This window comes from Geodermatophilus sp. DSM 45219 (assembly GCF_900104025.1).
Taxonomy (GTDB): Bacteria; Actinomycetota; Actinomycetes; order Mycobacteriales; family Geodermatophilaceae; genus Geodermatophilus.
Map to the genome: position 1 here is coordinate 379,106 of NZ_FNIQ01000006.1, position 23,385 is coordinate 402,490.

Below are 23,385 nucleotides of genomic sequence, written 5' to 3' on the forward strand. Positions count from 1 at the left end.
GCGCCTACAGCGAGGGCTCGGGGGAGAGCACCTGCTGCAGCTGCTCCTCGACGTCGGCGTGGGTGACGAACAGCAGCTCGTCACCGACCTCGAGCGGCTCGTCCGGGCTCGGCGTGATCACCCGGTCGCCGCGCAGGATGGCGGTCAGCACCGTCTCCCGCGGCAGCGGCACCTCGCGCAGCGGCTTGCCGGCCCACGGGGTGTCCTCGTCGAGGGTGATCTCCACCAGGTTGGCCGCGCCCTTGCGGAAGCTCATCAGCCGGACGACGTCGCCGACGGTCACCGCCTCCTCGACCAGGGCGGCGAGCACCCGCGGCGTGGAGACCGCGACGTCGACGCCCCAGGCCTCGGTGTAGAGCCACTCGTTGCGCGGGTCCTTGACCCGGGCGACGACGCGGTTGACCGCGAACTCGGTCTTGGCCAGCAGGGAGACGACCAGGTTGGCCTTGTCGTCACCGGTGGCGGCGACCACCACGTCGCAGGTGGCCAGCTGCGCCTCCTCCAGGGAGCTGACCTCGCACGCGTCGGCCTGCACCCACTCGGCGCCGGGCACCGCGCGGGTGCGGACCTTGCGGCCGTCCTTCTCGATGAGCATCACGGTGTGCCCGTTGGAGAGCAGTTCCCCGGCGATCGAGCGCCCCACGGCACCCGCGCCCACGATGGCGACTCTCATGCCCGGTCCCCTCGTGCCGCGCGCATCAGTGTCCCTCTCCCGTGGGGCCCTGCTCGACCACCTGGTGCACCCGCTGCGTGATCGCGTCGGTCGAGGCGACGACCAGCTGGTCGCCGTCCTGCAGCACGGTGGCCGGCGTGGGCAGCTGGGCGTCGCCGTAGCGGACCAGCCACGCGGCCCGCGCCCCGGAGGCGGCCTCCAGGTCGGCCAGCTTCCGGCCCACCCACGGCTCGGTGACGGTCACCCGCATGAGCAGCACCTGCCCGGTCGGCTCGCGCCACAGCTCGCTGACCTTGACCGAGAGCAGCTCGCGCAGCAGCCGGTTCACCGTCCAGGGGACGGTGGCGACGCTCGGGATGCCCATCCGCTCGTAGACCTCGGCGCGCTTGGAGTCGTAGATGCGGGCCACGACGTGCTGGACGCCGAAGGTCTCGCGGGCGACCCGCGCGCTGATGATGTTGGAGTTGTCGCCGCTGCTCACCGCGGCGAAGGCGCCGGCGGAGTCGATGCCGGCGTCGAGCAGGGTCTGGCGGTCGAAGCCCAGGCCGGTGACCTGCCGCCCGGCGAAGTCCGGGCCCAGCCGGCGGAACGCCTCCGGGTCCTGGTCGATCACGGCCACGCTGTGGCCGACGTCCTCCAGCCGGCGGGCGATCGCCGACCCGACGCGGCCGCAGCCCATCACGACCACGTGCACGGGGTTCTCCCAAGCTCCAGAGTGCGGTGCACGGACGCCGTCCGCCCGCGCGTGTCCGGCCGCGAAGCTACACCTGGCCGCGCCCCGGACCGCGCCGCAACTCACCCTCCCGGGCGGGGGCGCGGGGGGTCCCGGCGTCCGTACCATCGCCGCCGTGCCGACCCTGTCCGACCTCGGACAACTCCCGAAGCGCCTGGTCCTGGGCCGCCCCGTGCGCAGCGACCGGCTCGGGGAGTCCCTGCTGCCCAAGCGCCTGGCGCTGCCGATCTTCGCCAGCGACCCGCTCTCCTCCGTGGCCTACGCCACGCAGGAGATCCTCATCGTGCTCACCCTCGCGGGGACGGCGTTCCTCTTCCTGACGCCCTGGCTGGCGATCGGCGTCGTCGTGCTGCTGGTCACGGTGGTCCTGTCCTACCGGCAGGTCGTGCGCGCGTACCCGTCCGGCGGGGGCGACTACGAGGTCGCGATCAAGAACCACGGGCAGTTCGCCGGTCTGGTGGTGGCCAGCGCGCTGCTGGTCGACTACGTGCTCACCGTGTCGGTGTCGGTGTCGGCGGGCACCGACAACATCATCTCGGCGTTCCCGGACCTGGACGAGCACCGGGTCGCCATCGCCGTGGGCCTGGTCGCGCTGCTCGCCGCGGCGAACCTGCGCGGGGTGCGGGAGTCCGGGCGCACCTTCGCCCTCCCGGCGTACCTGTTCATCTCCGGCATCATGGTGCTGGTCGTCACCGGACTGCTGCGGCACTTCTTCGGCGACGGCATCACCGCCGAGAGCGCCGCGTACTCGGTCACCCCGGAGCCGGGGTACGAGCAGGTGACCGGTCTGGCGCTGCTGTTCTTCGCACTGCGCGCCTTCGCCTCCGGCTGTACCGCGCTCACCGGGGTGGAGGCCATCGCCAACGGCGTCCCGGCGTTCAAGCCGCCCAAGAGCCGCAACGCCGCCACCACGCTCGCGCTGATGGGCGGCATCGCGGCGACCATGTTCTCCGGCGTCACCGCGCTGGCGATCCTGGCCGACGTCCGCTACACCGAGTTCCCTTGTGACCTGGAGGGGTTCACCGCCTGCGAGACCGAGCCGCAGCGGACGGTCATCGCCCAGCTCGCCGCCGCGACCTTCGGCGGGGACACCTCGCCCGGGTTCTTCTACGTCCAGGCGGCGACCGCCCTGGTGCTCATCCTGGCCGCCAACACGGCCTTCAACGGGTTCCCGCTGCTGGGCTCGGTGCTCGCCCAGGACCGCTTCCTGCCCCGCCAGCTGCACACCCGCGGCGACAAGCTGGTCTACAGCAACGGCATCGTGCTGCTGGCCGGGTTCGCCGCCCTGCTGATCGTCACCTTCGACGCCGACGTCACCCGGCTGATCCAGCTCTACATCCTGGGCGTCTTCACGGCGTTCTCGATCGGCCAGTGGGGCATGGTGCGGCACTGGAACCGGGAGCTGCAGTCGCAGACCGCCTCCGCGGAGCGCCGGCGCATCCGCCGGTCGCAGGCGATCAACTTCGTCGGCGGCAGCCTGACCACGGTGGTGCTGACGATCATCGTCGTCACCAAGTTCACCCGCGGTGCCTGGCTGGTGCTCGTGGCGATGCCCATCCTGTTCGTGGTGATGAGGGCGATCAACAAGCACTACTCGCACGTGGCCGAGCAGCTGGTGCCCGACACCGACTCCCGGATGCTGCCGAGCAAGGTGCACGCGGTCGTGCTCGTCTCCAAGGTCCACAAGCCGACGCTGCGGGCGCTGGCCTTCGCCCGCGCCACCCGGCCGGACCACCTGACCGCGCTCACGGTCAACGTGGACGACGCCGAGACCCGGGCGCTGCAGACCCAGTGGGACCGCTACGACATCCCCGTGCCGCTGACGGTGGTGGAGTCGCCGTACCGGGAGATCACCCGGCCGGTCGTGGACTTCGTGAAGTCGATCCGCCGCGACAGCCCGCGCGAGCTGGTGGTCGTCTTCGTGCCGCAGTACGTGGTCGGCCACTGGTGGGAGAACCTGCTGCACAACCAGAGCGCCCTGCGGCTGCGCGCCCGGCTGCAGTTCCAGCCGGGGGTGATGATCACCTCGGTGCCGTGGCAGCTGGAGAGCTCGGTCGGGCGGGAGGACGCCGGCCTGCGGGCGACCGGCCCCGCGCCCGGTGACCTGCGCCGCGGCCTGGCCGACGAGCCCGAGGGCCCCCCGTATGGCTGAGCGGCGCCGCCGGCCGGCTGCGCACCCGGACCGCGGGGGCGGGTGGACCGGGCGGGAGTTCGAGGTGACTGTCGGCCCGGTGGCCCACGGCGGGCACTGCGTGGCCCGGCACGAGGGGCGGGTCGTGTTCGTGCGGCACACGCTGCCCGGCGAGCGGGTCGTCGTCCGGGTGACCGAGGACCGCCAGCCCGGTTTCTGCCGGGCCGACGCCGTCGAGGTGCTCGAGGCCGCGCCCGACCGGGTGCCGCGGCCCTGCCCGTACAGCGGCCCGGGACGCTGCGGCGGCTGCGACTGGCAGCACGTGCGGCACGAGGGGCAGCTGCGGCTCAAGGCGGCGGTGGTCCGCGAGCAGCTCACCCGGCTGGCCGGGCTCTCCGACGACGACGCCCTGGTGCGCGACCTCGCCGTCGAGGCGCTGCCCGGTGGCCCGTTGCGCTGGCGCACCCGCGCCCGGTTCGCCGTCGACCGCGCCGGGGCGCCCGGCCTGCGCCGGCACCGCTCGCACGACCTGGTGGTGCTCGACGACTGCCCGATCACCGTGGAGCCGGCCGCGCGCGCCGTGCTGGACCGCCGCTGGCACGGCGCCGGGGCGGTGGACGTCGCCGTCGACTCGGCGGGCACCGTGACGACGACCCGGCTGGACCGGCGGGGCCGGCCGCAGTCGACGCGGGTGACGCGCGCCGGCGAGGACGGGCGCGGGTGGGACGACGGCACGGAGCCTGCCGGCCGGGCCGCGCGCTCGGCCGCCGGGCGCGACTGGGAGGTCGAGGGCACCGGCTTCTGGCAGGTGCACCCGGCCGCCGCCGACGCGCTGACCGAGGCCGTGGCCGGGTTCGCCGCCGTGCGGGCGGGGGAGACGGTGCTGGACCTCTACGCCGGGGCCGGCCTGTTCGGCGGGGTGCTCGCCCCCGCCGCCGGGGACCGGGGACGGGTGGTCTGCGTGGAGGCCGACGAGGCCGCCTGCGCCGCCGCCGAGGTCAACCTGGCCGCGCTGCCCCAGGCCGAGGTCTGGCAGGGCGAGGTGGACGCCGAGGGGCTGACCGAGCTGCTCGCCGAGCTCGGCGGCGCCCCCGACGTCGTCGTCCTCGACCCGCCGCGGGCCGGTGCCGGGGCGGCGGTGAGCCGGGTGCTGGCCGGGGCCGGGCCGCGCGCGGTCGTCTACGTCGCCTGCGACCCGGCGTCACTGGCGCGGGACGTCGCCGCCTTCGCCGGGGGCGGCTATCGGCTGGCCGGGCTGCGCGGGTTCGACGCCTTCCCGATGACCGCGCACGTGGAGTGCGTGGCGCTGCTCGTCCGGGCCCCGTCCTAGTCGTCGGCCCGCGGTCATCCCACGGGGCACCGGCCCGACGATCTTGCGCGGTCCTTGCGCATCCGTCGCGGTGACCCTGCGATCGGGCAGCCAGGGTCGTGGTCGTCGGCGGGAGTCCCCGCCATCGAGGCCACACCTGGAGACCCCCGTGACACTCGCCCTCGACCGGTCCGACCAGCGCGGCCAGCTCGATCGGCCCGCCGTCCGTGCGGCGCTGCGCGTGCTGGTCGTCGACGACCACCGCGCGTTCGCCGAACTGCTCGCCGGCGCCCTGAAGACCGCCGGGATGGCCGTGCTCGGGACGGCGTACTCCGCCGCCCGGGCCGTCGCCATGGCCCAGGAACTGCAGCCGGACGTCGTGGTGATGGACATCCAGATGCCGCGGCAGGACGGGCTGGCCGCGACCCGTCGGCTGCGTGAGGTGGCGCCGTTCACCGTCGTCGCGGTGGTCAGCGACCACCGCGACCCGGAGTGGGTGGTGCGCGCCACCCAGGCCGGTGCGTCCGCGTTCATCCCGAAGGAGGGCTCACTGGCCGAGATGCTCGACGTCCTCACCCGCGTGCGGGCCGGCCAGATGCTCATCGCCCCCTCCACGTTCGCCACCGCACCGTCCGACGGCACCCGACCGGCGCCGGAGAGCGGAGTCCGCCCGCAGCTGACCCGCCGGGAGCAGGAGGTGCTCGACTGCCTGGGCAGCGGGATGCACATCAAGGCCATCGCCCGGGTCCTGGGGATCACCCTGGAGACCTGCCGCGGCTACGCGAAGGCGCTGTACACCAAGCTCGGCGTCCACTCCCAGCTCGAGGCGGTCGTGAAGGCCCAGCAGCTGGGACTGCTGAGCTCCGCCGCGGCCTGACCGCACCGGCGACGTCCCGGTGCCGGCGTGCCGGACGACCGGGTCAGTCCCGGCCCTTCCTGCCCCGCTCGCGGGGCTCGTCGTCCTCGTCGTCCTCGTCGTCCTCGTCCTCCGGCTCGCTCGAGGGGCGCGCCTCCTCCGTCGGCGGAGTGGGGGCGGGCTCGGTCGAGGGCACGGCCTGCGGGACGGCGGCCACCGCGGCCGGCTCGGGGACGGCGACGGGCACCTCGGGGACCGCGGCCGACGACGCAGCCGCGGAGGACGGGGCGGGGGTCGCCGCCCGGCCGGCCGGCGTCTCCGCCGGAGCCGGGGCGTCCACGGGAGCCGGGACCGGCGCCGCAGCCGGCAGCTCCGGCCGTCGCTGTCCCGGCGAGGGAGCGGTCGTGCCCACGGGCACCGGCACCTCGGCCGCGGCGGTGGGGCTGCCGGTGTCCCGGGGGAGCGGCGCGGCGGGGGAGGTGCCCGGCGCGGGTGCCCGGCTCCCGGATCCGGGAGCGCGGACGGCGTCGCCGACCTCGCCGGCGCGCACGGCGTCCCCGACCTCGCCGGCCCGCACGGACGCCCCGACACCGCTGGCCGTGGCGTCGACGGTGCTGTGCGCCGCGACGGTGCCCGGCCCGGGGACCCCGCCGTCGTCGGCCGCCACGGCACCGAGCCCCGCGGCCATGCCGATGAACGACAGCATGCCCAGGGCGGTGGTGGCGGTCCGGGAGGCGCGGGAGCCCTCGGTGCGGGTCGGGCGGAGCATGCAGGCGGTCCCCTCGGCGGGTGCGGGCTGGTGGAGAGCGGGGCGACCATCGACCGGAGCTGCACACGCAGAGCACTCGGTCAGGCGCGCCACGTGACGGTAGCCCGGGTGGCGCCGTGACGGAAGGGTCCGGTCGGGACGGGATCGGCCGATACGGGTGTGAACTGCACGACCGGCTACCGTTCCGACCGTGACCACCTGGGAGTACGCCTCGGTCATCACGGCCAACGACGCGGAGTCGCAGCGCGCTGGGGTGAGCGTCAAGCTCCCCGGCGGGCCGCTGGAGCGCCAGGCCGGTGACACCAGCTCGGTGCTCAACCGGCTCGGCAGCGAGGGCTGGGAGCTGGTGAACTACCACTCCAGCGGCGCGGGCACCTGGGGCTTCGAGCAGTTCTGGCTCAAGCGGCCGACCTCCTGAGGGCACGGCCCCGCGCGGACGCGGCGGGGAGTGCCGTCGAACACCCGTTCGACCGATGCGGCAGACTGGTGCGGTGGACGCGTCGCTGCCCCCGGGCTGGCCTGCTGCCGTGCGGCCGCCCGGTGCGCCCGACTGGGAGCTGACCGCCGTCGCCTGGCTGTTCGACCTGGTGCCGCCGGACTACCGGGCGCACGAGGTGCTGCGGCGCTACCCGGTGCTGCTCGCCCGCTTCGCCCGCGACCACGTCTCCGCCGGGCTGGAGGCCGCGCGGGAGGGCTGGCGCACGGTCCGCGTGGAGCTCGCCGACGACCTGCCGGCCGACGCGATGGAGGCGGCGATCGCGGCCTACGAGCGGGAGGGCGCGCGGCTGCGGTCGGCGGCCCGGGGGGTCGAGGCGGTGGCCGGTGCCCTGCGGGGGGAGCGCTGGGTGCCGCGGCTGTGAGCGGCTCTGTGGTCGTCCGGCGTCCCTCGCTCGACCGGAAGAGCCACGCGCACGCGTCTACAGTTGGCCGGCGGCCGTAGCGACGCCGCTCCCGCCGCCGATGGAGAGGACGCACCCCCTCGTGTCGCTCCTGCGATCGCTCCACACCCCCGACGACCTCAAGGCCCTCCCGGCCGAGCAGCTGCCGGTCCTGGCCGCCGAGATCCGCGACGCGCTGGTCACCAGCGTCGCCCGGACCGGCGGGCACCTCGGGCCCAACCTCGGTGCGGTGGAGCTGACCATCGCCCTGCACCGGGTGTTCGACTCCCCGCGCGAGCCGATCGTCTTCGACACCGGTCACCAGAGCTACGTGCACAAGATGCTCACCGGCCGGGTCGAGGACTTCCGTCGGCTGCGCCAGCGCGGCGGCCTGTCCGGTTACCCGAGCCGCGCCGAGAGCGAGCACGACTGGGTGGAGAACAGCCACGCGTCGACGTCGCTGTCCTACGCCGACGGGCTGGCCAAGGCCTTCGCCGTCCGCGGGGAGGACCGCCCCGTGGTCGCCGTCATCGGCGACGGCGCGCTCACCGGCGGCATGGCCTGGGAGGCGCTGAACAACATCGCCGGCGCCCAGGACCGCCCGGTGGTCATCGTCGTCAACGACAACGGCCGCTCCTACTCGCCGACCATCGGCGGGGTCGCCGACGCGCTGGCCACCCTCCGGCTGCGCCCCGGCTACGAGCAGGCGCTGCTGCAGGTGCGGCACACGCTCAACCGCGCCCCGGTGGTGGGCTCGGCGCTCTACGACGCGCTGCACGCCATCAAGAAGGGCCTCAAGGACGTCCTGTCGCCCCAGGGCATGTTCGAGGACCTCGGCCTCAAGTACATCGGCCCGGTCGACGGCCACGACGTCCGGGCGATGGAGTCCGCGCTGCGCCGGGCCCGGTCCTTCGGCGGGCCGGTCATCGTGCACGCCGTCACCACCAAGGGCTTCGGCTACCCGCCGGCCGAGACCGACCAGATCGACGCCTGGCACGCCACCGGGGTCTTCGACCCCGACAGCGGGGCGAGCACCACGGCCGCCGGCCGCGACTGGACGACGGCCTTCTCCGACGAGCTGGTGCGGATCGGGGCCGAGCGCTCCGACGTCGTCGCGATCACCGCGGCCATGCTGCACCCGACCGGGCTGGCCGCCTTCGCCGAGCGGTTCCCCGACCGCACCTACGACGTCGGCATCGCCGAGCAGCACGCGCTCACCTCGGCCGCGGGCCTGGCGATGGGCGGGATGCACCCGGTGGTCGCGGTCTACTCGACCTTCCTCAACCGGGCCTTCGACCAGCTGCTGATGGACGTCGCGCTGCACCGCCAGCCGGTGACCGTCGTCCTGGACCGGGCCGGGGTGACCGGCAGCGACGGCGCCTCGCACAACGGCATGTGGGACATGTCGATCCTGTCCGTCGTCCCCGGCGTGCACCTGGCCGCCCCGCGCGACGAGCCGACCCTGCGCGAGGCGCTGCGCGAGGCGCTCGAGGTGTCCGACGGGCCGAGCGTGGTCCGCTTCCCCAAGGGCACCCCGCCGGTCGACATCCCCGCGCTGGAGCGGCGCGGCCCGGTCGACGTGCTCCGTCGCGGCGAGCGCCGGGAGGTGCTGCTGGTGGCCGTCGGCTCGATGGTGCCGATGTGCCTGGCCGCCGCCGAGCGGGCCGCCGACCACGGCATCGACGTCACGGTCGTCGACCCGCGCTGGGTGCTGCCGGTCTCGAGCGAGCTGGTCGACCTGGCGGCCGGCCACCGGCTGGTGGTCACCGTCGAGGACGGCGGCCGGGCCGGTGGCGTGGGCACCACGCTGACCCAGGCGCTGCAGGACCGCGGCATAGACGTCCCGCTGCGGGCCCTCGGCCTGCCGCAGGCCTTCCTCGAGCACGGCAGCGTCGGCCAGGTGCTGGCCGACGCCGGCCTCACCGAGCAGGACGTCGCCCGCCGGATCGCGGAGTGGACCGCGGTGCTCGCCGAGCGCACCGAGGGCAGCGTCGCCGAGGCGGTCGAGGAGCGGCCGTGATCGCCGAGATCCGGTGAACCGGACGATGGAGAGCCTCACCCGCACGTTCCGCTGACCACCGGCGACCACCGGCGTGCTGGCTCACCGTTCCGGGTCCTGGCTCACCACCGGTCGTGAGCCAGGACCCGGGTCGATCAGCTCAGCTGATCACCGGTGAGCCGTCAGGCCGGGAGGCTGGCCACCCCGCGCGGGAGGAACCGGGAGCCGGTGACCCGCTCCGAGACGCCGGTGCGGTCGAGGTGGGCGGTGATGCCGCCCAGCCAGAACGGCCAGCCCGCACCGAGCAGCATGCACAGGTCGATGTCCTGCGCGGCCTGCACGACGCCCTCGTCCAGCATCAGCCGGATCTCCTGCGCCAGGGCCTCGACGGCCCGCTCGCGCACCTGCTCCTCGGTGAGCGGGGAGTCGCCGGCGTCGATGCCCACGAGGTCGGGGTCGACGACGCCCGGCTCGCTGTACACCGACGACCTGCCCAGCTCGACCATCTTCTTGAGCCCCTCGCCGACGGAGAACCGGTCGGGGAAGGCCTCGTGCATGCGCTCGGCCACGTGCAGCGCCACCGGCGGGCCGACGAGCGTGAGCAGCTCGAACGGCGTCATCGGCAGGCCGAGCGGGTCCAGCGCGCGGTCGGCGACCGCGACCGGGGTGCCCTGCTCCACCGACGCGGTGACCTCGCCGAGGAAGCGGGTGAGCAGCCGGTTGACCACGAACGCCGGGGCGTCCGCGACGAGCACGCAGCTCTTCCTCAGCTTCTTGCCGATGGCGAAGGCGGTCGCCAGCGTCGCGTCGTCGGTCTGCTCGGCGCGCACGACCTCCAGCAGCGGCAGCACCGCGACCGGGTTGAAGAAGTGCAGGCCGACGACCCGCTCCGGGTGCTCGAGCTTGGAGGCCATCTCGGTCACCGAGAGCGCCGAGGTGTTGGTCGCCAGCACGCACTCGGGCGAGACGACCGCCTCGACCTCGGCGAACACCTGCTGCTTGACCGACATCTCCTCGAACACGGCCTCGATGACGAGGTCGGCGTCGGCGAAGGCGTCCTTGGACAGCGAGCCGGTGACCAGGCCCTTGAGCCGGTTGAGGGCGTCGGGGTGCAGCCGGCCGCGCTGCGCGAGCTGGTCCAGCTCGCCGTGCACGTAGGCCACGCCCTTGTCGACGCGGGCCTGGTCGATGTCGGTCAGCACGACCGGCACCTCGAGCTGGCGCACGAACAGCATCGCCAGCTGCGAGGCCATCAGACCCGCCCCGACCACCCCGACCTTGGTGACCTTCCGGGCCAGCGACCTGTCCGGCGCGCCGGCCGGGCGCTTGGCCCGCTTGTTCACCAGGTCGAACGAGTAGAGCGAGGCCCGCAGCGGGTCGCTCATCAGCAGCTCGGTCAGGGCGTCGTCCTCGGCCGCGGTACCGGCCGTGAACGCGTCGCCCACCACGCCGTTGCGCGCCAGGTCGAGCAGCTCCACGGCCCGGACGGCCCCCGGGGAGGCGTTCCGGGTGCGGCCGGCGACGATCGCCTTCGCCCGGGCGATGGCGTCGTCCCACGCCGACCGGTCGACGTCGGGACGCGTCACGGTCACGTCGCCACCGAGCACGCCGACCGCCCACTCGAGCGACCGCTCCAGGAAGTCCGCGGGCTCCAGGACGGCGTCGGCGATGCCGAGCTCCGCCGCCTTCGGCGCCGGCGTCATCCTGTTCTGCGCCAGCGCGTTCTCGACGACGACCGTGACGGCCGGGTCGATGCCGATCAGGTTCGGCAGCAGCTGGGTGCCGCCCCAGCCGGGCACCAGGCCGAGGAAGACCTCGGGGAAGGCGACCATCGCCGTCGAGGCGATCGTCCGGTACCGGCAGTGCAGCGCCAGCTCCAGGCCGCCGCCGAGCGCGACACCGTTGACGAAGGCGAACGTCGGGACCGGGGAGTCCTCGAGCCGGCGGAACACGCGGTGGCCCGTCTCGGCGATCTCCCGCGCCATGGCGGCGTCGGTGATCGCCGGGACGCCCGAGAGGTCCGCACCCACCGCGAAGACGAACGGCTTGCCGGTCACGCCGATCGCCACGGGGGCGGGGGAGCGGGCGGCGATCTCGTCCAGGGCGGCGTCCAGCGACGCCAGCCCGCCGGGGCCGAACGTCGACGGGCGGGTGTGGTCGTGCCCGTTGTCGAGGGTGATGAGCGCGAACTCACCCGACAGCCCCGGGAGGGCGAGGAACCGGACCAACGCCCGGGTCACGACCTCGTTCTCGAAGACAGCAGTCACGTGGCCGCACATTCCCAGTTCGGGTTCTCCCAGATCACGGTGGCGCCCATGCCGAGGCCCACGCACATGGCGGTCAGGCCGTAGCGGACATCGGGCCGCTCGGCGAACTGCCGCGACAGCTGGGTCATCAGCCGGACGCCGGAGGAGGCCAGCGGGTGGCCGACGGCGATGGCGCCGCCCCAGGGGTTGACGCGCTCGTCGTCGTCGGCGATGCCGAAGTGGTCGAGGAAGGCCAGCACCTGGACGGCGAAGGCCTCGTTGAGCTCGAACAGCCCGATGTCCTCGATCGTGAGCCCGGTGCGGGCCAGTGCGCGCTCGGTCGAGGGCACCGGACCGACGCCCATCACCTCGGGCTCGACGCCGACGAAGCCGTAGCCGACCAGCCGCATGCCGATGTCCAGGCCGAGTTCCTGGGCGACGTCCTCGGCGGCCAGCAGGCAGCCGGTGGCGCCGTCGTTCAGGCCGGCGGCGTTCCCCGCGGTCACGTGCCCGTGCGGGCGGAACGGCGTCTTGAGCGACGCCAGGCCCTCGAGGGTGGTGTTCGGCCGCGGCGGCTCGTCGACGGTCGCGACCCCCCAGCCGTGCTCGGCCGAGCGGGTCGCCACGGTCACCAGCTCCGGGCCGATCTGCCCGTTGGCGACGGCCTTGGCGTACTTCTGCTGGCTGGCCAGGGCGAACGCGTCGGCCCGCTCCCTGGTCAGGTGCGGGAAGCGGTCGTGCAGGTTCTCCGCCGTCGCCCCCATGACGAGGGCTGACTCGTCGACCAGCTCCTCGCTGAAGAAGCGGGGGTTCGGGTCGGCGCCCTCGCCCATCGGGTGCCGGCCCATGTGCTCGACCCCGCCGGCGATGGCGACGTCGTAGGCGCCGAAGGCGATGCCGCTGGCCGTGGTGGTCACCGCGGTCATGGCGCCGGCGCACATGCGGTCGATCGAGTAGCCGGGGACCGACGTCGGCAACCCGGCCAGCAGCGCGGCGGTCCGGCCGAGGGTGAGGCCCTGGTCGCCGACCTGGGTGGTGGCGGCGATGGCCACCTCGTCGACGCGGTCGGCCGGCAGGGCCGGGTTGCGGCGCAGCAGCTCGCGGATGACCCGGACGACGAGGTCGTCGGCGCGGGTCTCGGCGTAGACGCCCTTCGGGCCGGCCTTGCCGAAGGGGGTGCGGACGCCGTCGACGAAGACGACCTCACGCAGCGGGCGTGGCCGCCGCTCTCGAGATGACACAGGACCTCCGCAGTTCGGTGCCGGCCGGTACGGCGCGGCACCGCCGAAGTTACCCGCCGGTAACCGGGGTTCCAAGCGCGGCACGTCACTCCGCGGGGGCAGCCCCCGGGACGGCGAGATCGGCGGTCTCGTGGTCATCAGGCGCTGATCGCCACGAGACCGCCGATCTCGCTCGGGGGCTGTGCGAGGGGACCCCCGGAGCGTGGGGGCCCGGTCTAGGCGCGGTTCAGGGCGTCGGCCAGCAGGACGCCGGTCAGCTCGACCTGCCACTCGCGCGCGCCGCCGGCCCGCAGTGCGGCGGCCACCGTGCCGGCGTCGCGGGGCTCGGGCGGGGTCCACATCAGCCGGCGCACGAGGTCGGGGGAGACCAGGTTCTCCACCGGCAGGTCGTGCGTCGTGGCCAGCTGGGCGAGCCCGGCGCGGGCGGCCTGCAGCCGGGTGGCGGCCGCGGGGTCGCGGTCGGCCCAGCGGTTCACCGGCGGCGGGCCGTCACCGGGCCGGCTGTGCAGCGGCAGGTCGGCCTCCGGCAGCGCCCGGCCGCGGGCCAGCGCCCCGAACCAGGTGCCGACCAGCTTGCGGTTGGCCCGGCCGCGGAAGACCGGCAGCTCCAGCAGCGCGGCCTCGGTGCGCGGGTCGGCCTGCACCGCGGACACCATCGCCGCGTCGGGCAGCACCCGCCCGGGGGCGATGTCACGGCGGCGGGCCAGCTCGTCCCGGGCCTGCCACAGCGAGCGCAGCATCCCCAGCTGGCGGCGGTTGCGCAGGCCGTGCACCCCCGACGTCCGCCGCCACGGGTCGGCCTTGGGCGCGGGCGGCCCGGCGGCGAGGATCGCGGCGAACTCCTGCCGCGCCCACTCGGTCTTGCCCTGCTCCTCGAGGATGGCCGCCAGCGCGTCGCGCAGGTCGACGAGCACCTCGACGTCCAGGGCGGCGTAGACCAGCCACTCCTCCGGCAGCGGGCGGGTGCTCCAGTCGGCGGCGGAGTGGCCCTTCTGCAGGGAGTAGCCCAGCAGCGACTCGACGACCGCGCCCAGGCCCACCCGCGGCAGGCCGGCCAGCCGGGCGGCGAGCTCGGTGTCGAAGACCCGCGAGGGGACCAGGCCGATCTCGGCGAGGCACGGCAGGTCCTGGTTGGCCGCGTGCAGCACCCACTCGGCGTCGGCGATCGCGTCCTGGACCACCGACAGGTCCGGCAGCGGGATCGGGTCGATCAGCCCGGTGCCGGCCCCGGCGCGGCGCAGCTGCACCAGGTAGGCGCGCTGGCCGTAGCGGTAGCCGGAGGCGCGCTCGGCGTCCACGGCGACCGGACCGGTGCCGGCGGCCAGCGCCTCGGCGTACCGGACCAGTGCGGTGGAGGTCTCGACGACCGGGGGCAGCCCGTCACGCGGAGCGAGCAGCGGGACGGCGGTCGGCTCGTCGTCCGGGGTGGGGTCGGAGGCCGGGATGGGCTCGGTGCTCAGGGCTGGTCCACCTCTTCGCCCGTCTCGACAGTCGGTACAGCGCGCCGTGCCGCAGCAGGCCCCGCGGGGAGGGGGCGCCGGCGTGGGGGTGTCGCACCCCCGGGACACCGATGTTACGGAGTCCCGTCGTCCGCCGGGCCGGAGGGACCCAGCAGCCGGACGCCGGGGGGTGGCAGCCCGGCCGCGCTGCCGAGGACGTCGAGCCAGGCGGTGAGGTGCCGGTCGAGGTTGCTGTCCTCCGCCGTCCAGGACGCGCGGATCTCGACGTCGACGGTGTGCTCGGGTCCGGCCAGCTCGCCGAACCGCGTGGAGGCGGTGCGGGTGACGGTGCCGCCGAGGGCGTGCGAGGTGGCGCCGCACTCCTCGAGCGCGTCGGTCAGCCAGCTCCAGGCGACCTCGGAGAACATCGCGTCGTCGACCATGTGCTCGTCGGTGGTCGCCGAGAGGTAGCCGACGCAGCGGGTGGTGCCCGCCCAGGCCTCGTGGCCGGCCGGGTCGTGCAGCACGATGAACCGGCCGTTGGCGACCTCGACGTCCTCGTCGCCGTCGGGCTCGGTGACCAGCGCGCCCACCGCGTACGCGTGCGGGGCGAGCCGCTGCGGGGCGGGGATGGCCTCCAGCAGGATCTCCGGGCGGGCGGTCACGCCGGCCAGCGCCTCCAGGGCAGCGCGGAACTCCTCCGGCGGCTCGCCACCCGGGCGGTCCCCGGCGCCGTGCCCGGCACCGGCCAGGCTGGAAGGCTCCACGTTCGCAGGGTAGGTCGCGCGACCGCCCCGTGCCGCCGACGCGCCGCACGGGTTCTGGGAGGATGGGACGTCGTGACCGCCGAACCCGCGCCGACGTCCTCTCCCGCCGACTCGGACCTGGTCCGGGCCGCCCGCGGCCTGCCGGTGCGGCGCACCCCGGTGTGGTTCATGCGCCAGGCCGGCCGCTCGCTGCCGGAGTACCGCGCGCTGCGGGAGGGCACCCGGATGCTCGAGGCCTGCCAGGACCCGGACCTGGTCACCGAGATCACCCTCCAGCCGGTGCGCCGGCACGGGGTGGACGCCGCGATCCTCTTCTCCGACATCGTGCTGCCGCTGGTGGTCGCGGGCGTCGACATCGACATCAAGCCCGGCGTCGGCCCGGTGATCGCCCAGCCGGTCCGCAGCGTCGCCGACGTCGACGCGCTGCCGCCCCTGGAGCCCGACCGGCTGGCCTTCCTCGCGACCGCCGTCCGCCGGCTGGTCGGCGAGCTCGGGGCCACGCCGCTGATCGGGTTCGCCGGCGCGCCGTTCACCCTGGCGACCTACCTGATCGAGGGCGGCCCCTCCAAGGAGCACGCCCGCACCAAGGCCTTCATGTACGCCGAGCCCGAGGCGTGGGGCCGGCTGCTGGACCGGCTGGCGGTCTCCGCGGCGACGTTCCTGAACACCCAGGTGGACGCCGGCGCCTCCGCGGTCCAGCTCTTCGACTCCTGGGCCGGGGTGCTCTCGGCCGCCGACTACGCGGAGCGGGTGCTGCCGCACTCGCGCGCGGTGTTCGACGCCCTCGGCGACCGGGACGTGCCGAAGGTCCACTTCGGCGTCGGCACCGGCGAGCTGCTGCCGCTGATCGGCGACGCCGGCGCCGACGTCGTGGGCGTCGACTGGCGGGTGCCGCTGGACGAGGCCGCCCGCCGGGTGGGCCCGGGGCGCTCGCTGCAGGGCAACCTCGACCCCGCCGTCCTGCTGGCCGACCGCGCCACCGTCGACCGCGAGGTGCGGCGCGTGGTGGAGCAGGGCCGGGCCGCGCGCGGGCACGTGTTCAACCTGGGCCACGGCGTGCTGCCCGACACCGACCCGGGCGTGCTCACCTCCGTCGTCGAGCTGGTGCACGAGCTCAGCGCACGATGAGCCGGCTCGTCGTCGTCGGGGCCGGGATCACCGGCCTGGCCGCCGCGTTCGAGTGGCGGCAGCGGCGCCCGGACGACGAGATCGTCGTCCTCGAGGCCGGTGACCGGGTCGGCGGCAAGCTGGACCGCGTCGAGCTGGCCGGGCACTGGTACGACACCGGCCCCGAGGCGATGCTGGCGCGGGTGCCCGAGGCGGTGCGGCTGGTCGAGCGGCTGGGCCTGGCCGACCGGCTGGTCGCGCCGGCCACCACGCAGGCCGCGGTCGTGCTGCCCGACGGCCGGCACCCGCTCCCGGCCGGCACCGTGCTCGGCGTCCCGGCGTCGGCCGACGGGCTGGAGGGGATCCTGACCCCGGACGGCGTCGCCCGGGTGGCCGCCGAGGCGCAGCTGCCGCCGCTGACCTGGGACGGCGACGTCGCGGTCGGCGCCCTGCTGCGCGAGCGGCTCGGCGACGAGGTCGTCGACCGGCTGGTCGAGCCGCTGCTCGGCGGCGTCTACGCCGGGCGGGCCGACGAGCTGTCGCTGGTCGCGACGATGCCGCAGCTGGCCGCGCAGCTGCCGGCCGCCGGCTCGGTGCTCGGCGCGGCCGCCGCCGCCCGCGACGCCGGCGCCCGCAGCCGCTTCGACCCCGACGCGCCGGTGTTCGTCACCGTCGCCGACGGCATCGGCTCGCTGCCCGCCGCCCTGGTCGCCGCCTCGCGCGCCGACGTCCGGCTGCGCTGCCCGGCGCACGGCCTGACCCGGACGGCGGCCGGCTTCGAGCTCTCGGTCGGCCGGGCGAACGCCCCCGAGCGGCTGACCGCGGACGCCGTCCTGGTGACCGCACCGGCACCCAAGGCCGCCCGGCTGCTGGCATCGGTGGCGCCCGGCGCGGTCGAGCCGCTGCAAGGCATCCCGTACGCGTCGATGGCCGTCGTCGCGATGGCCTTCCCGGACCAGGAGGTCGCCGCCGGGTCCGGGCTGCTGGTGCCGCCGGTGACCGGCCGGCTGGTCAAGGGCGTGACCGTCTCCTCGCGGAAGTGGCCGCACCTGGCCGGCGGGCACCTGCTGGTGCGCTCGTCGGTCGGCCGGTTCCGCGCCGAGCACGAGCTGCAGCGCGACGACGACGACCTCGCCGCGGCCGTGGTCGCCGACGTCGCCGACCTGCTCGGGCTGTCGCGGCCGGAGCCGGTGGCCACCCGCGTCGTCCGCTGGGGCGGCGGTCTGCCGCAGTACCTGGTCGGCCACCAGGGCCGGGTGGACGCCGTCCGGGAGGCCGTCAGCGCCGTCCCGGGGCTGGCGATCGCCGGGGCGGCGTTCCGCGGGGTCGGCGTGCCGGCCTGCATCCGCGACGCGCAGCACGCCGTCGACGCGCTGCTGTAGTGGTGGCCGACGACACGGAGCGGCCCGGGCATGCCGGCCGGGGCGCGGTCGTTGAGCCTCCAGTGAGTTCCGTGCACCACTCCACCCGACCCGTCCTCCGACCCGCCCGCTGCCTGCGCCACCACGTCTGGATGGCCGCCTGCGGGGACTGCCGCGACGCGCACGCCGCGTCCGCCCGGGGTCAGCGGGACACCGCCTCGGCGACCCGCTGACACTTGCCGCCGCCCACCCGACCCCGGTCGGGTGGGCGGCGGCGTCCCGGCGCCGCGGGGGATGATGGGCCCATGAGCGAGCAGACCGACCAGCGCAGCATCGGCAAGCGGGCGAACGAGTTGAACGCCACCATCCGCTACACGATGTGGTCGGTGTTCCGGCTGGCCCGCCCGCTGGGCGACGAGGGCCGCAACCTGATCGCCGACGAGGTGGCGGAGTTGGTCGCAGAGCTCGCGCACAAGGACGTCGTCGTCCGCGGGACCTACGACGTCAGCGGCCTGCGGGCCGACGCCGACCTCATGGTCTGGTGGCACTCCTCGACGCCGGAGGGGCTGCAGGAGGCCTACACCCGGCTGCGCCGCACCCAGCTCGGCCGGCACCTGGACCCGGTCTGGTCGCAGATGGCGCTGCACCGGCCGGCGGAGTTCAACCGCAGCCACATCCCGGCGTTCCTGGCCGACGAGGAGCCGCGCCGCTACGCCTGCGTCTACCCGTTCGTGCGGTCCTACGAGTGGTACCTGCTGCCCGGCGAGGAGCGGCGGGACATGCTCAAGGAGCACGGCATGCAGGCCCGGCCCTACCCGGACGTGCGGGCCAACACCGTCGCCTCGTTCGCGCTCGGCGACTACGAGTGGATGCTGGCCTTCGAGGCCGACGAGCTGCACCGCATCGTCGACCTGATGCGGGACCTGCGGGCCAGCCGCGCCCGCCGGCACGTCCGCGAGGAGGTGCCGTTCTACACCGGCGTCCGCAAGCCGGTCGCCGAGCTGGTCAACGACCTGCCGTAGGGATGGCGGGTCCACTGCGGACCGTCCGGCGTACCTGCACGCTCGACGCGCCGGCGGACGTCGTCTGGCGCGCCCTGGGGTCGCCGGCCGCACTCGTGCACGTCGCCGCCCCGCTGCTGCGCATGCCGGCGCTCGAGCGCCGGCGCCGGCCCTGGCGGCAGGGCGAGACGGTGACCACCTGGCTGCTGGTCCTCGGGCTGCTGCCCGTCTCGCGGCACACGGTGGTCGTCGAGGTCCTCGACGACGCGGCGATGTCCGCGCGCACCGAGGAGCACGGCGGCCCGGTGCGGGTCTGGCGGCACCGGATCACCGTCGAGCCGACGGGGGCCGACCGGTGCTGCTACACCGACGAGATCGAGATCGGCGCCGGGGCGCTGACGGGACCCGTGTCCGCCGTGGCGGCCGGTTTCTTCCGCTGGCGGCAGCACCGCTGGCGGCGGCTGGCGCCGGTGCTCGCCGCGGCGGCCCGGCCGTGACCGCTCCGGGGGCGTTCCGGGCGCTGCAGGGGTCCGGCAGGACCCCGGGAGCACGGGAGCGCCCCAGGAGTCGGCTACTGCGCGGGCTCGAGGCGGATGCTCACCGAGTTGATGCAGTAGCGGTCCCCGGTCGGCGTCTGCGGGGCGTCGTCGAAGAGGTGCCCGAGGTGGCTGTGGCAGGTGCCGCAGAGGACCTCGGTGCGGACCATGCCGTGGCTGCGGTCCTCGCGGAGCACCACGTTGTCCTCGGCCGAGGCCTCGTAGAACGACGGCCAGCCGCAGTGCGAGTCGAACTTCGTCTCCGACCGGAACAGCTCGGCCCCGCAGGCGCGGCAGGTGTAGACGCCCTGGGTCTTCGTGTCGGCGTACTCCCCGGTCCAGGGCCGCTCGGTGCCGGCCTGACGGAGGACGGCGTACTCCTCCGGCGACAGCTGCGCCCGCCACTCCTCGTCGGACTTGGTCACCTTCGGCTGGTTCTGCGCGGACGTGGTCATGCGCTCAACGGTACGACCCGCCCGCGCCCGGCTCAGCGCCCCAGGCCCGCCTCGCGCGCCCGCACGATCGCCTGCGCCCGGTCGGTGACCTGCAGCTTCGTCAGCACGTTGGACACGTTGTTGCGCACCGTCTTCGGCGACAGGTACAGCGCCGCGGCGATCTGCGCGTTCGACCGCCCGGCCGCGACCAGGTCGAGCACCTCCCGCTCGCGGGCGGTCAGCTGCGGGAAGGCGGTCTCCGGCCCGCTGGGCCCGGCGGCGAAGAACTCCGCGATCCGCCGCGCGAGCGCCGCGCCGAACACCGCGCCGCCGCCGGCGACGGTGGTGATCGCGCGGACCACCTCCTCCTGGTCGGCGCCCTTCAGCAGGTAGTCGCGGGCCCCGGCGCGGACGGCGGCGAACACCGTCCCGTCGTCCTCGCTCATGGTCAGCACGACGACGCCGACCGACGGCGACTCGCCGGTGATCCGCCGGGTGGCCTCGATCCCGTCGAGGACCGGCATCTGCACGTCCATGACCACGACGTCGGGCTGCTCCTCGCGGGCGAGGTCGACCGCGGCCGCGCCGTCCGCCGCGGTGCCGACGACGGCCAGCCCGGGCACCGAGCCGAGCAGCACGGCCAGGCCGTCGCGGTAGACCGGGTGGTCGTCGATGACCAGCACCCGGAGTGGCTCCTCGGGCTCCGTCACCGTGTGCCTCCTCCGTCCGTGGGTAGCACCGCCCGCACCACCGTGCCGCCGGTCGCGGGGCACTCCACGGCGCAGCGGCCGCCGAGCTCCGCGGCCCGCTCGCGCAGCGACACCAGCCCCACGCCGGCCGGGGCGCCGGGCGCGATGCCCACCCCGTCGTCGGCGACCGTGACCCCGAGCGCGCCGCCGTCCTCCCGCTCCAGGCAGACGCGCACCCGCGAGGCCGACGCGTGCCTCGCCACGTTGGCCAGCGCCTCGGAGGTGATCCGGTAGGCGGCGACCTCCACCGCGGCGGGCAGGTCGGCGACGTCGCCGGCCTCGACGGTCACCGCCACCCGTGGGGCGAGCAGCCGCTCGGCCTGCTGGCGGACGGCGCCGGCGAGCCCGAGGTCGTCGAGGGCCGGTGGGCGCAGGTCGTGCACCAGCCGGCGCAGGTCGGTGAGCGCCGCGGAGACGTCGCCGCGCACCTGCCGCAGTATCCGGTCGGACTCCTCGGGCCGGGTGGCGGCCAGGTTGCGGGCGGTGTCGATGCGCAGGACGACGGCGCCGAGCGCGGGCCCGAGCCCGTCGTGCAGGTCCCGGCGCAGCCGGCGGCACTCCTCCTCCCGCGCGGCGACCAGCTGCTCGCGGCTGTGCTGCAGCTCGGCGGCCAGCGCGCTGGCCCGCGCGGCGGCGGCGGCCTGCCGGACGACGTCGGCCAGCAGCCGCTCGTCGCGGGCGACCCGCACGGCGTCCACCCGGACGGTCCGCACCGCCGGCGTGATGGTCGCCGCCGGCTCGACCGCCTGGGCGGGCGGGATCCTGACCTTCGGCTTCGGCGGCGCCGAGGGCTGGGCCGGGATCGCCCACGAGATGACGTCGTTCCTGTTCCAGCTGGGCCTCGTCGCCCTGGTGGCGGTGCAGCTGCGCACCGGCGCCATCGGCACCGGCCTCCTGGCGCGCTCCCTCCTGCACGCCGAGCACGTGCTGCTGGGGCTCGCGATGGTCTCGACCCTCTGCTACGCGTTCCTGCCCGAGTACCGGGAGGAGGGCTGGTTCCTGGCCCTGGACGCCTTCTGGCCGCTGTCGATGCTCGGCATGTTCGCCATCGGCATCCGGATCGCCGTCGCCGGCCGCTGGACCGGGGCGGCGCGCTGGTGGCCGCTGGGCGCGGAGAGCTGGGCGCCGGTGAACATCCCGATCGCCCAGGCGCTGCCGGCGCTGTCGCCCTACGTCGCCGCGGGTCACCTGCTCGTCGGCTACGCAGCGCTCGGCGTCGTCCTGGCCCTGCGTCCGGAGCTGACCGGGCCCGCGACTAGAGGACGACTTCCCTGCGCCTCGTCAGCGCCCCGCCACCCCGTGACCCCGGGTGGCGGGGCGCCGTCGCGTGCGGCGGAGACTGGCCCGGTGACTTCGCTGGACGCCCCGCTGCCCGATGTCTGGTTCACCCGCGACCTGCCGGTGCTGCGCGCGATCGCCCGCCTGGTCGACGGTCCCGAGTACGGCGGCAACCCGTACCTGGGGCAGGTGGTGCCGGCGAGCGGCCTGCCGAAGCCGGAGGTGACCGCGGCGGCGCGGGCGCTGGTGTCGGCCGGCTACGTGGAGGCGCTGACGAACTACGCAGGCGAGATCGTGCGGTTCACCGGCATCTCCGCGGAGGGCCGCCGGCTGGCCGGGCTCTGGCCGACGCCGCAGGGGGAGTGGGACCGGCTGGTCGAACAGCTGACGACCCGGGCGGAGCACGCGCCGACCGACGTGGAGCGGGCCCGCTGGCGGTCGTTCGCCGACGCGGCGGCGGCGGTCGGCCCGGACGACGGCGCGCTGCTCATGTCGGCGCTCATCGGGGGGTACGTGCCTCGGGCGCGGTGAAAGGTCCACGAACGACAGCGCCCCCGCCCGGCTGAGCCGGACGGGGGCGCTGTGCTGATCGTGGGATCAGAGCGGGTTGACGTTCGCCGCCTGCGGGCCCTTCTGGCCCTGCTCGATGTCGAACGAGATCCGCTGGCCTTCGTCGAGCGAGCGGTACCCGCTGGTCTGGATGGCCGAGTAGTGGACGAACACATCCGGTCCGCCACCGTCAGGGGTGGCGAAGCCGAACCCCTTCTCCGCGTTGAACCACTTGACAGTTCCTTCGGGCATTGCTCGCTCCTAGCTGAGGTGGTGCATCGGGGTCCTGCCATAGCGCAGGGCCTTCCCGACGGAGACGACCATAGCCGTCCGAGGGGTCGCGCGGGGCGATGGGGCGGGCACGACCGATCTTGCGGTGATCCTGCGGCTTCCTCGGCGGCTCCCTGCGGACCGGCTCGGATCGTCGTTCCTGCCGGGACGGACCCGGCACCACGAGGAACGGACTCCCACCGTGTACGACGCCACTGCGCTGCTGACCGACCCGATCGCCCTCGTCGACGTCGAGGACCTCGCCGAGGCCGACCTCGAGGCCGACTTCGCCGAGCGGCTGGAGTCGGAGGGCTGGCTGTTCCTCCGGCCCGACGGCGCGGGCGCCCCGGCCGACGAGGTCGGGCGGCTGGTCACCGGCACGGGCCCGCGGCCCGGCCCGGCGGACGCCGTGTCGCTGGCGTGGGCCATCCGCCGGGGCGGTGCCGCCGCGGTCGCCGTGCACGACCTCGGTCTCAAGGCCGCCATGCTCGCCGGCTGACGGTCGTTGCCGGCGCGGTTCCCGTCCTGCGGGGATGCTGCAGGGCCGCGCAGCGCGACCTCGGCTGGACTGGCCGTGCGGCTGGCGTCAAGAGCTCGCTCGCATCCGTGGACAAGCCTTTGAGCTGGGGATCCAGGTTGTCGACCTTGGCGCCTGTCGGTATCCTTCGTACATGTGTTCGAACGGTGAGGGCGGTGCGATCGAGGCGTTGACCTCGGCGCTGGACGCCCTTGCTGCGGAGGATCTGGCTCCGTTGTTCGGCCCGGCGCTGCTGGAGCGGTTGGGTCCGTTGCTGGTGGCGCAGAACCGGATCGCCGCGGAGGTGGCGCGCACGGTGCGGGAGTGCGAGGTGTCCGGCGCCGCGGAGCACGACGGGCTCAAGACGATGGGCTCCTGGCTGCGCGGGCACGGGCACCTGTCCGATGCCCAGGCCGCCCGGGTGGTGCGGGCCGGGCGGGCGCTGGTGCACCTGCCGGGGATGGCGGCGGCGTTCGCCGCCGGTGCGGTGACCGGCGAGCAGGCCGCGGTGCTCGGCCAGGTCGCCGAGCCCGCGGCCCTGG

Annotated in this window: 23 protein-coding genes and 1 pseudogene; 13 read left to right on the forward strand and 11 right to left on the reverse strand. The window is 75.1% G+C overall.

Features of this window, described 5'->3' with window-relative positions; all coding sequences use genetic code 11:
- Window positions 1–4: 4 nt before the first annotated feature.
- Window positions 5–673: a potassium channel family protein gene (locus BLR12_RS20180; RefSeq protein WP_091381871.1), complete on the reverse strand. Its 669-nt coding sequence runs from the start codon at window positions 671–673 to the stop codon at window positions 5–7.
- A 25-nt stretch (window positions 674–698) separates the two neighbouring features.
- Window positions 699–1,367, reverse strand: coding sequence for a potassium channel family protein (locus BLR12_RS20185; RefSeq protein ID WP_091381873.1), 669 nt, complete (start codon window positions 1,365–1,367; stop codon window positions 699–701).
- Between the two features lie 154 nt (window positions 1,368–1,521).
- Here BLR12_RS20185 and BLR12_RS20190 point away from each other — a divergent pair, with 154 nt between their 5' ends.
- The 3 genes from BLR12_RS20190 (at window position 1,522) to BLR12_RS20200 (ending at window position 5,723) form a co-directional block, all read left to right on the forward strand.
- Window positions 1,522–3,558 carry an APC family permease gene (locus BLR12_RS20190; protein ID WP_091381875.1) on the forward strand — a complete coding sequence of 679 codons (2,037 nt, stop codon included), beginning with the start codon at window positions 1,522–1,524 and terminating at the stop codon, window positions 3,556–3,558.
- Window positions 3,551–4,867 (forward strand): class I SAM-dependent RNA methyltransferase, encoded by a 1,317-nt coding sequence (locus tag BLR12_RS20195; RefSeq protein ID WP_091381877.1) that lies wholly within the window; start codon window positions 3,551–3,553, stop codon window positions 4,865–4,867. The genes BLR12_RS20190 and BLR12_RS20195 overlap by 8 nt, the downstream gene beginning before the upstream one ends.
- Before the next feature lie 148 nt (window positions 4,868–5,015).
- A complete protein-coding gene (locus tag BLR12_RS20200) occupies window positions 5,016–5,723 on the forward strand; it encodes a response regulator transcription factor (RefSeq protein WP_143018821.1) in 708 nt (235 codons plus the stop codon).
- 43 nt (window positions 5,724–5,766) lie between these two features.
- Here BLR12_RS20200 and BLR12_RS20205 read toward each other — a convergent pair whose 3' ends face one another.
- Window positions 5,767–6,471: a hypothetical protein gene (locus BLR12_RS20205; protein WP_091381881.1), complete on the reverse strand. Its 705-nt coding sequence runs from the start codon at window positions 6,469–6,471 to the stop codon at window positions 5,767–5,769.
- A 190-nt stretch (window positions 6,472–6,661) separates the two neighbouring features.
- Here BLR12_RS20205 and BLR12_RS20210 point away from each other — a divergent pair, with 190 nt between their 5' ends.
- The 3 genes from BLR12_RS20210 to dxs all read left to right on the forward strand — a co-directional run bounded on the left by BLR12_RS20210 (window position 6,662) and on the right by dxs (window position 9,369).
- Window positions 6,662–6,889, forward strand: coding sequence for a DUF4177 domain-containing protein (locus tag BLR12_RS20210; protein WP_091381883.1), 228 nt, complete (start codon window positions 6,662–6,664; stop codon window positions 6,887–6,889).
- 73 nt (window positions 6,890–6,962) lie between these two features.
- Complete coding sequence (locus BLR12_RS20215) at window positions 6,963–7,331, forward strand: hypothetical protein (protein WP_255363657.1); 369 nt, start codon at window positions 6,963–6,965, stop codon at window positions 7,329–7,331.
- A 121-nt stretch (window positions 7,332–7,452) separates the two neighbouring features.
- Window positions 7,453–9,369, forward strand: coding sequence for a 1-deoxy-D-xylulose-5-phosphate synthase (dxs, locus tag BLR12_RS20220; RefSeq protein WP_091381886.1), 1,917 nt, complete (start codon window positions 7,453–7,455; stop codon window positions 9,367–9,369).
- A 161-nt stretch (window positions 9,370–9,530) separates the two neighbouring features.
- Here dxs and BLR12_RS20225 read toward each other — a convergent pair whose 3' ends face one another.
- The 4 genes from BLR12_RS20225 to BLR12_RS20240 all read right to left on the reverse strand — a co-directional run bounded on the left by BLR12_RS20225 (window position 9,531) and on the right by BLR12_RS20240 (window position 15,041).
- Window positions 9,531–11,615 (reverse strand): 3-hydroxyacyl-CoA dehydrogenase NAD-binding domain-containing protein, encoded by a 2,085-nt coding sequence (locus BLR12_RS20225; RefSeq protein ID WP_218120760.1) that lies wholly within the window; start codon window positions 11,613–11,615, stop codon window positions 9,531–9,533.
- Entirely contained in the window at window positions 11,612–12,835 is a 1,224-nt protein-coding gene (locus BLR12_RS20230) for a thiolase family protein (RefSeq protein ID WP_091381890.1), read from the reverse strand. Before BLR12_RS20230 ends, BLR12_RS20225 begins: the two co-directional genes overlap by 4 nt.
- Before the next feature lie 215 nt (window positions 12,836–13,050).
- Window positions 13,051–14,295 carry an HRDC domain-containing protein gene (locus tag BLR12_RS20235; RefSeq protein ID WP_091381986.1) on the reverse strand — a complete coding sequence of 415 codons (1,245 nt, stop codon included), beginning with the start codon at window positions 14,293–14,295 and terminating at the stop codon, window positions 13,051–13,053.
- A 113-nt stretch (window positions 14,296–14,408) separates the two neighbouring features.
- Window positions 14,409–15,041, reverse strand: coding sequence for a DUF3000 domain-containing protein (locus BLR12_RS20240; RefSeq protein WP_218120761.1), 633 nt, complete (start codon window positions 15,039–15,041; stop codon window positions 14,409–14,411).
- 72 nt (window positions 15,042–15,113) lie between these two features.
- Between BLR12_RS20240 and hemE the strand changes: the two genes are divergently transcribed.
- From hemE to BLR12_RS20265, 4 genes are all read left to right on the forward strand, one after another.
- Complete coding sequence (gene hemE / locus BLR12_RS20245) at window positions 15,114–16,169, forward strand: uroporphyrinogen decarboxylase (protein WP_091381892.1); 1,056 nt, start codon at window positions 15,114–15,116, stop codon at window positions 16,167–16,169.
- Window positions 16,166–17,530, forward strand: coding sequence for a protoporphyrinogen oxidase (hemG, locus tag BLR12_RS20250; protein ID WP_091381894.1), 1,365 nt, complete (start codon window positions 16,166–16,168; stop codon window positions 17,528–17,530). The genes hemE and hemG overlap by 4 nt, the downstream gene beginning before the upstream one ends.
- Before the next feature lie 284 nt (window positions 17,531–17,814).
- A complete protein-coding gene (hemQ, locus tag BLR12_RS20260) occupies window positions 17,815–18,531 on the forward strand; it encodes a hydrogen peroxide-dependent heme synthase (RefSeq protein ID WP_091381899.1) in 717 nt (238 codons plus the stop codon).
- Window positions 18,532–18,533: 2 nt separating this feature from the next.
- Window positions 18,534–19,007, forward strand: coding sequence for a hypothetical protein (locus tag BLR12_RS20265; protein WP_091381901.1), 474 nt, complete (start codon window positions 18,534–18,536; stop codon window positions 19,005–19,007).
- 74 nt (window positions 19,008–19,081) lie between these two features.
- On the opposite strand, the gene msrB is transcribed toward BLR12_RS20265, so the two are convergent.
- Genes msrB through BLR12_RS20280 form a run of 3 tightly spaced genes read right to left on the reverse strand, consistent with a single transcriptional unit; the run spans window position 19,082 to window position 20,942 of the window.
- A complete protein-coding gene (gene msrB, locus BLR12_RS20270) occupies window positions 19,082–19,501 on the reverse strand; it encodes a peptide-methionine (R)-S-oxide reductase MsrB (RefSeq protein WP_091381903.1) in 420 nt (139 codons plus the stop codon).
- Window positions 19,502–19,533: 32 nt separating this feature from the next.
- Window positions 19,534–20,190, reverse strand: coding sequence for a response regulator transcription factor (locus BLR12_RS20275; RefSeq protein ID WP_091381905.1), 657 nt, complete (start codon window positions 20,188–20,190; stop codon window positions 19,534–19,536).
- On the reverse strand, window positions 20,187–20,942 hold the full coding sequence (locus BLR12_RS20280) for a sensor histidine kinase (protein WP_218120762.1): 756 nt from the start codon (window positions 20,940–20,942) through the stop codon (window positions 20,187–20,189). Before BLR12_RS20280 ends, BLR12_RS20275 begins: the two co-directional genes overlap by 4 nt.
- A 7-nt stretch (window positions 20,943–20,949) precedes the next feature.
- On the opposite strand from BLR12_RS20280, the gene BLR12_RS25385 reads away from it, so the two are divergent.
- Window positions 20,950–22,038, forward strand: a complete 1,089-nt coding sequence (locus BLR12_RS25385; RefSeq protein ID WP_255363658.1) for a hypothetical protein — start codon at window positions 20,950–20,952, stop codon at window positions 22,036–22,038.
- Window positions 22,039–22,104: 66 nt separating this feature from the next.
- On the opposite strand, the gene BLR12_RS20290 is transcribed toward BLR12_RS25385, so the two are convergent.
- Window positions 22,105–22,308, reverse strand: coding sequence for a cold-shock protein (locus tag BLR12_RS20290; protein WP_012948038.1), 204 nt, complete (start codon window positions 22,306–22,308; stop codon window positions 22,105–22,107).
- 220 nt (window positions 22,309–22,528) lie between these two features.
- Between BLR12_RS20290 and BLR12_RS20295 the strand changes: the two genes are divergently transcribed.
- Window positions 22,529–22,825 carry a hypothetical protein gene (locus tag BLR12_RS20295; RefSeq protein ID WP_091381909.1) on the forward strand — a complete coding sequence of 99 codons (297 nt, stop codon included), beginning with the start codon at window positions 22,529–22,531 and terminating at the stop codon, window positions 22,823–22,825.
- 172 nt (window positions 22,826–22,997) lie between these two features.
- Window positions 22,998–23,385, forward strand: a pseudogene (locus tag BLR12_RS20300) (endonuclease); the annotation flags it as partial.